At 43.4% G+C, this 6,994-nt stretch carries 5 protein-coding genes; all 5 read left to right on the top strand.

Annotation, left to right across the window (positions count from 1 at the left end):
• The first annotated feature begins 403 nt into the window (after positions 1 to 403).
• The gene (locus tag SWH54_01990; GenBank protein ID MDY6790016.1) at positions 404 to 3,412 is read left to right on the top strand and encodes a DNA polymerase III subunit alpha; all 3,009 of its coding nucleotides are present in this window, start codon (positions 404 to 406) and stop codon (positions 3,410 to 3,412) included.
• Between the two features lie 287 nt (positions 3,413 to 3,699).
• A complete protein-coding gene (locus SWH54_01985; GenBank protein MDY6790015.1) occupies positions 3,700 to 4,260 on the top strand; it encodes a PadR family transcriptional regulator in 561 nt (186 codons plus the stop codon).
• A 37-nt stretch (positions 4,261 to 4,297) separates the two neighbouring features.
• The gene (locus tag SWH54_01980; protein ID MDY6790014.1) at positions 4,298 to 4,996 is read left to right on the top strand and encodes an MBL fold metallo-hydrolase; all 699 of its coding nucleotides are present in this window, start codon (positions 4,298 to 4,300) and stop codon (positions 4,994 to 4,996) included.
• Positions 4,986 to 5,864, top strand: coding sequence for a nitroreductase family protein (locus tag SWH54_01975; protein MDY6790013.1), 879 nt, complete (start codon positions 4,986 to 4,988; stop codon positions 5,862 to 5,864). Before SWH54_01980 ends, SWH54_01975 begins: the two co-directional genes overlap by 11 nt.
• Before the next feature lie 183 nt (positions 5,865 to 6,047).
• Complete coding sequence (locus SWH54_01970; GenBank protein ID MDY6790012.1) at positions 6,048 to 6,575, top strand: DUF5706 domain-containing protein; 528 nt, start codon at positions 6,048 to 6,050, stop codon at positions 6,573 to 6,575.
• The last annotated feature ends 419 nt before the right edge of the window (positions 6,576 to 6,994 follow it).

Genomic DNA, 6,994 nt, shown 5'->3' with positions numbered 1-6,994 from the left:
TAGTGCATTCATACGTGTAGCGAAGCCATAACCTGAGGAACCGTATGCGTTAATTGCGCTCGTACGGGTCTGTGGGGGCTCTGGGAGGGTAACCTCCCAGTTCTACCCGGAAACGTCCAACGTCGAATGAAAAGAAAACATGCAATACGGAGCATTTTAAAACTGGCTTACCTGTTTGTGGTTTTTCAGCCGTTTTGATATTCGCAATGAAAACTTTAAGTTATTCTTCTGCTTTTTTACAATATCATTTAGTAGTCTAGGTTTTATTTACTGGTAAACGCGGGATAAGTTTTAAACATTTCCATTCAGCATTCGATGTTGAACGTTGGATGTTCGATGTTCGTTTTTTTAAGTAAACATTCTGCAGTTCATCCGGCGCAAAAATATATTGAGGCCTTTGGGTATGATTCCTTTAACCATTCGTTCATACTATTCATTGATGTGGGGCACAAGCTCTCCTGAAGAGATTTGTGGGGTCGCAAAACAGCGCGGTTATGATCGGCTGGCCCTTACGGATGCGGATAATCTTTACGGGTTGCGGCCTTTTTTAAAGGCTTGCGAGCGCACGGGAATGACCCCCATCGTCGGTGCGGAGCTGACGGATTGTGCATCAAAGCGACGTGCCGTCTGCCTGGTTGAAAACGATGAAGGATATCGCAACCTGTGTCGGCTCATTACCCGCCGTCATTCAGAGGATTTGTTTGATCTGAAATCAGCCATGGTTGAGCATTCTGAAGGGCTGGTGGTACTTACCCAAAGCCGGAAACTTCTTTTAAGCTGGCACGAAGGGGGGGTGACGGTTGCAGCAGAAGTACCGCAAAAACCGAATGGTGCCGGCTTTCGATTGCGGAAAACAGCGAGGTCCCTCGGCATACCGTTGGTTGCCACACCCGGAAGCTATTTTTTAAATCCGGATGATGTTGGGATTCACCGAATGTTAAGGGCCATCGATTCAAATATTTCCCTTTCCAGGTTGACCCCTAAAAATACAGCCCATCCTTCAGCATGGTTTGCTTCGGCATCCGTGTATGCCAAGCGTTTTGATATCTGGCCCAATGTGGTTAAAGATACCGAAGAGATTGCCGAGCGGCTTATATTTACCGGTCCTTCCAATGGACTTGTCCTTCCGCCATGGAATGATAATAAAAGGCATGCTCCCGAGAAAATCTTGAGAAATGCCGCGTATAAAGGGGCCAGACAGCGATATGGAAATGATCTGCCCGAGACCGTGGTTGACCGCCTTGAACATGAACTCGGCATTATTAAAAGGATGAAATTTTCATCGTACTTTCTAGTGGTTCAGGATATCGTGTCGCGCAGCCCCCGCATATGCGGGCGGGGAAGCGGGGCGGCATCACTTGTGGCGTATTGTATGGGGATTACCAATGTTTGTCCAATTAAACATAACCTGTATTTTGAACGCTTCCTTAATCCCGGTCGTTCAGACCCCCCTGATATCGACATTGATTTTGCATGGGACGAGCGGGATAACATACTCGATAGTGTATTAAAACAGTATAAAGGTCATGCAGCCATGGTATGCAATCATGTCACTTTCCAGCCACGTATGGCTATACGCGAAGTGGCCAAAGTTTATGGGCTTACGGACAATGAGATCGGCCAGGTGTCCAAACGGCTGCCATGGTTCTGGCGGGCGGCTGATGATGACAACGACCTGCTGACCCGTTTAAAACAATTGCCAGAGTTCAGGCAGCTTGATTTTCCCCAGCCGTGGCCGCAAATTATTCGGATTGCCCAAAATATTATCGGCAACCCTCGATACCTGTCCGTTCATCCCGGGGGCGTGGTGATTACTCCTGATCCGGTTGCGGATTACGTTCCTGTTGAAATTGCCCCAAAGGGCGTTCCGATTATCCAGTGGGAAAAAGATGCGGCAGAGGATGCCGGACTGGTTAAGATTGACCTGTTAGGAAATCGCAGCCTGGGTGTGATCCGTGATGCCATTGCCAATATTTCCCCACGCGGTATTCCCTTTGATGAGCAACACTGGGAACCTGAAGAGGACGCGGCCACGCAGGATAATGTAGGTAAAGGAAATACAATGGGCTGCTTTTATATCGAGAGCCCTGCCATGCGTTTGCTGCAGAAAAAAACAAAAGTCGGCGATTTCAACCACCTGGTTATCCACAGCAGCATAATCCGCCCGGCTGCCAATGAATTCATCCGCGAGTATATCCGCAGACTGCATGGAGGAAAGTGGAAGCCAATCCACCCCTTGCTTACGGACGTGCTCAATGAAACTTTCGGGATTATGGTTTACCAGGAGGATGTTTCAAAAGCAGCCGTAGCGATGGCAGGTTTTTCTCATGCGGATGCGGACGGTCTTCGAAAAATAATGTCAAAAAAAGATAAAGTTCGCAAGCTGCGTGACTACAGACAGCGGTTTTTTGAAGGCGCACGCTTGCGCGGTGTGACCGCCCAGCAGATTGATGCGGTGTGGAACATGATGATGAGTTTTGACGGCTACTCCTTTTGCAAGCCCCACAGTGCCAGCTATGCTCGCGTATCTTTCCAGGCCGCCTATTTAAAAACCCATTATCCTGCAGAATTTATGGCTGCGGTTATCAGCAATCAGGGAGGCTTTTACAGCACGTTTGCTTACGTGTCGGAAGCACAACGTATGGGGATAAGGGTGCTGCCGCCTGATGTGAACAAAAGTGATATCCGCTGGAAGGGTAAAAAAAAATCCATGCGCGTGGGTCTGGTATCCATTAAGCATTTATCTGCCGGCACACAGAAACGCATGATTGAAGAACGAAAGGAAAGGCCCTATAACAATATATCCGATTTTTGCAAGCGGGTGCGGCCTGATGATCGGGAAGCACGATTATTGATCCATGCCGGCGCTTTTGACTCCCTCTACCGAAAGGAAGATCGGGCCGGGTTATTGTGGGAACTGGCCCTTTGGCAAAAGTCAGGCACAAGCCAGGACCAGACCCCGGATATGTTTGGTTGTTTTACCGATAGCCGCATGGTTAAACCGTCATTTCCACCGCAAGAAGAGTACGAGCGATTGCGGCAGGAATTTGCGGTGCTCGGTTTTTTGTGTGACCGACATCCGATGGTTTTGTATGCAGGGGCGCTTAAACACAGGAGGATTATTAAGGCGAAAGACCTGCCTTATTTCGCAGGCAAACACATCCGTATGGCCGGTCTCCTGATTACCGGGAAGGTGGTGCATACCGTACATGGCGATCCCATGGAGTTTTTGACTTTCGAAGATGAAACCGGATTGGTGGAGGCCACCTTTTTCCCAGATGCTTACCGTCGTTTTTGTGCCATGCTGGAAAAAGATCGCCCTTTTATACTCTATGGAAAGGTCGAGGAAGACTTCGGCGCGTATACACTGACTGTGGAACGGGTAAATACCTTTGCAAATACTAAAAGCTAAAACTAAACATCTTGTAAATGTTCACGTAACATATTTATGGCAATTACTATATATGTATCCAACGCATAAAATTGTTTCATCCTCCTCGAATTTCTACTTTTCCATTGAAACAGCCTCATAATTTAAAACGAAACATATTTTTGAGAATTACTGTAAAGCAAATTCACATTATTCTGTTGATTAAAGTTTCGCAGTGAATAATCGAGTTTGATTTCTATTGTTTTTTCTTGACATCTTTACCTCATTTAGCTATATAGTTAATAACTATATAGCTAAATGAGGTAAAGATGAAAGAAAACAAAAGCAAGTTTGCCATTATGGGGATGTTGAGTATGGGGCCCGTATCGGGCTATGACATCAAAAAAAGGTTTGAGAAAAGTCTCTCATATTTTTGGAACGAAAGCTATGGTCAAATATACCCGATTTTAAAAAAATTGGCTAAGCAGGGGCTTGCGACCAGATCGATCGAGAAGCAGACTGGCAAGCCGGACCGTCATGTTTACGCCTTGACCGACAAAGGACGGAAAGCGTTACAAGATTGGATGGTTCAACCTGTCGATCGCCAGATAGGACGTCATGAAATTCTGTTGAAACTGTTTTTTGGACAGCATGTTTCGCTGGCGGATAACATCCGCCAGGTAGAACACTTCAGGGAACTTCAGTCTCAGAAGCTGGAAGAAATAAGGGCCACTGAGAAGCTGCTGAAAACCGACTATGAAGATAACCCCGCTTTACCCTATTGGCTTATTACGGTCAAATATGGGTTGCATGTAAACAGGGCATACCTTCGATGGTGTAAGGAGGCTCTGACTATTCTCAAAGGGATTGAACAGAAAACGGAATCATAAAAGCTTTAAGATTTCAGGTTTATAAAAAGGTGATAAAATGGGCATAGAGATTTATCCGATACGTTTAGGCGCTGACTACTGTTATGTAATTAAAGATAAAGGAGCTATCATGATTGATGGTGGCACTCCAGGAAAAGGGGGAAAGTTTATCAAAAGTATTAAAAAAACCTCATTAACATCGGAGGAAATAAGACTGATAATATTAACGCACGGACACTGGGACCATATCGGATCAGCTAAGGATATCAAAGAAATCACAGGTGCAAAAATTGCCATGCATAAACTGGAAAAGGAATGGCTTGAAAAGTCTTTAAAGCCTTTGCCGCCGGGCGTTACGCGATGGGGACGTTCTTTTGCCAAGATACTGGCGTTGTTTATGCCTTTAATACATTTTCCTGCAACTGATGTCGATATCACCTTAGGAGATGAAGAGTTTTCTTTGATCGAATTCGGAATTTCGGGGAAGGTAATTCATACGCCAGGTCATTCTCAGGGCTCAGTCAGTGTTTTGTTGGAGACAGGAGATGCTTTTGTGGGAGATATGGCCATGAACGGATTTCCTTTGCGTTTTAACCCGGGGCTGCCCATACTTGCGGAAGACCTAAAAAAGGTTAATGAAAGTTGGAAGATGTTGTTGGAGATGGGCGCAAAAACGATTTATCCTGCACATGGGAACTCATTTTCAGCGGAAATAATTCAAAAGGCATTAACTGAGGAGATTAATAATGGAAAATAGAATCAATTTAGATACCTGTAGCAGGTGTCTTTTATGTATAGCGGTCTGTCCTTATAGGATATTTGAGAAAGATAAATCAGGTCAGGTGTTTTTAAATTCCGAAAGAGAAAAATTTTGCGTAAAATGCGGCCATTGTATGGCAATTTGCAAAACAGAATCAATTACAATCGAAGGCTTATCGTATAATAAAAATTTTTATGAGCTTAAGCAAAGTGATATTAATTCGGAAAGTTTCATTAATTTGTTGGCGAATCGAAGATCAATAAGAAATTTCAAAGATAAGGAGGTTCCAAAAGAAGTTTTACAGCAAATAACAGATGCAACTTCATTTGCTCCATATGGTGTAACATCAAAGGTGCCGAATATTACAATCGTTCAACATAAAGAAGTCATAGAGAAATCACTACCGATAATGTCTAAATTTTATCATGATTTGGTTAAATGGATAGCAAATCCTATTTCACGGTATATGATCAAACGACGAATAGACCAGGAGACCTTTAACACCATAACACATCATATCGTTCCTGCTGCAAAAGCAGGTCATTATGATACGAAGCCTGGTAAGGACAATATCACCAGAAATGCTCCGGTAATAATGATTTTTCATGCAAACAAAGGCGCTGAAGATCATACGAATAATGCATTGATTTGTGTGACCTATGCAATGCTGGTTGCGCATTCATTAGGACTGGGTACAACAATAATCGGACTTATACCACCGGCAATAAACAAGGTCCAAGAACTAAAAGAACTATTTCAAATCCCCGAAGAAAATGAGGCTGTTATTTCTCTTATTCTCGGCTATCCTAAATATAAGTACAAAAGAGTGATAAAAAGGGAAAAAAGAGACGTTAATTGGATTTAATTCCCGGTTGTTATAATAATTTTGAAAATTGATTCTTTTTTGCTTTGGATTGCCAGGTTGGGTTAAAGCAAATTCACATTATTCTATTGATATGCCATTGCTTTTCGTTTATATTCCTCTTCATTATTCTCCAGAAGATAATTCAGTAACTTTTGAATGATTAATTGAAGAGGGGTGATTTCGATGGAAATACGACAACCGGCTGTGCATCTGGACCATATGATCCGCCAAACGCGTGTCCATCATGTCCAGTTGAGTTCCATGGCCGACATGAAAGCCAATATGATGTTAACCGTAGCGGCCCTTTTAATTCCATTATCTATTCGCTTCCTGAACGATCCGCGATTACAGCCGGCTGCTTTGACCATGATTGGATTTTGCGTTTTGACTGTTTTACTGGCTGCCTATGCGGCCATGCCTAAAAAGCTGGGGAAAAAGCGTCTGAATGAAACGATAGATCCGGAAAATACATCCTTTAGTCTGCTATTTTTTGGCTCCTTTACCAAAATCGATTATGATGATTATGAACGTGCCATGGAAAAAATCATGAATGATCATGAAGAAGCCTACAAAACGCAAATCAAGGAAATCTATTTTATGGGTCAGTATCTGGCGCATCAAAAATACCGTTTTGTCAGGATGGCATACGTTTCCTTTATCACAGGAATGGTAATCAGCTCCTCATTATACGTGGTGAGGTCATTCCTTTAGTCACATTAAACCTGGCGTATCCAACCACCCCTTAGAGGGGTAAATCAATGCCATGTTCTTGGGGGCAGAAATTTTTACTCAAGTTTTGCACCCCGGTTTTGCGGAAAGTAATGTCCTAACGGCAGGTAAAATAAAAAATCAGATATGAATCTAAACGGTTATATTTTTTTCTGTAAGGGGATATGTGGGTCATCTATTCCACCTTTTCGCAGTGTCCGGATATTTGGGATAGACCGTCCATTTTATACTGTTTAGCAACGGATAGACTTTATCCCAAATATCCGGACACGCTGCAACCGATTCAATTCATATCCCCTGGAAGAAAATAATATAACCCCAATTGAGCGAAAAAAAGTAGTAATAACCATCTAAAAAAGCTGGAAAAGCCTTTAGAATAAGGGTATACAGATGGTGACGAA

The organism is Thermodesulfobacteriota bacterium (assembly GCA_034189135.1).
Taxonomy (GTDB): Bacteria; Desulfobacterota; Desulfobacteria; order Desulfobacterales; family JAUWMJ01; genus JAUWMJ01.
The sequence above is the reverse complement of the archived record's forward strand: the minus strand, read 5'-3'. Positions and strand labels throughout refer to the sequence as shown.

Coding starts and splice junctions, on each gene's coding strand:
- SWH54_01985 (MDY6790015.1), top strand. CDS start 3,700: ATGAAAGAAAACAAAAGCAAGTTTGCCATTATGGGGATGTTGAGTATG.
- SWH54_01970 (MDY6790012.1), top strand. CDS start 6,048: ATGGAAATACGACAACCGGCTGTGCATCTGGACCATATGATCCGCCAA.
- SWH54_01975 (MDY6790013.1), top strand. CDS start 4,986: ATGGAAAATAGAATCAATTTAGATACCTGTAGCAGGTGTCTTTTATGT.
- SWH54_01980 (MDY6790014.1), top strand. CDS start 4,298: ATGGGCATAGAGATTTATCCGATACGTTTAGGCGCTGACTACTGTTAT.
- SWH54_01990 (MDY6790016.1), top strand. CDS start 404: ATGATTCCTTTAACCATTCGTTCATACTATTCATTGATGTGGGGCACA.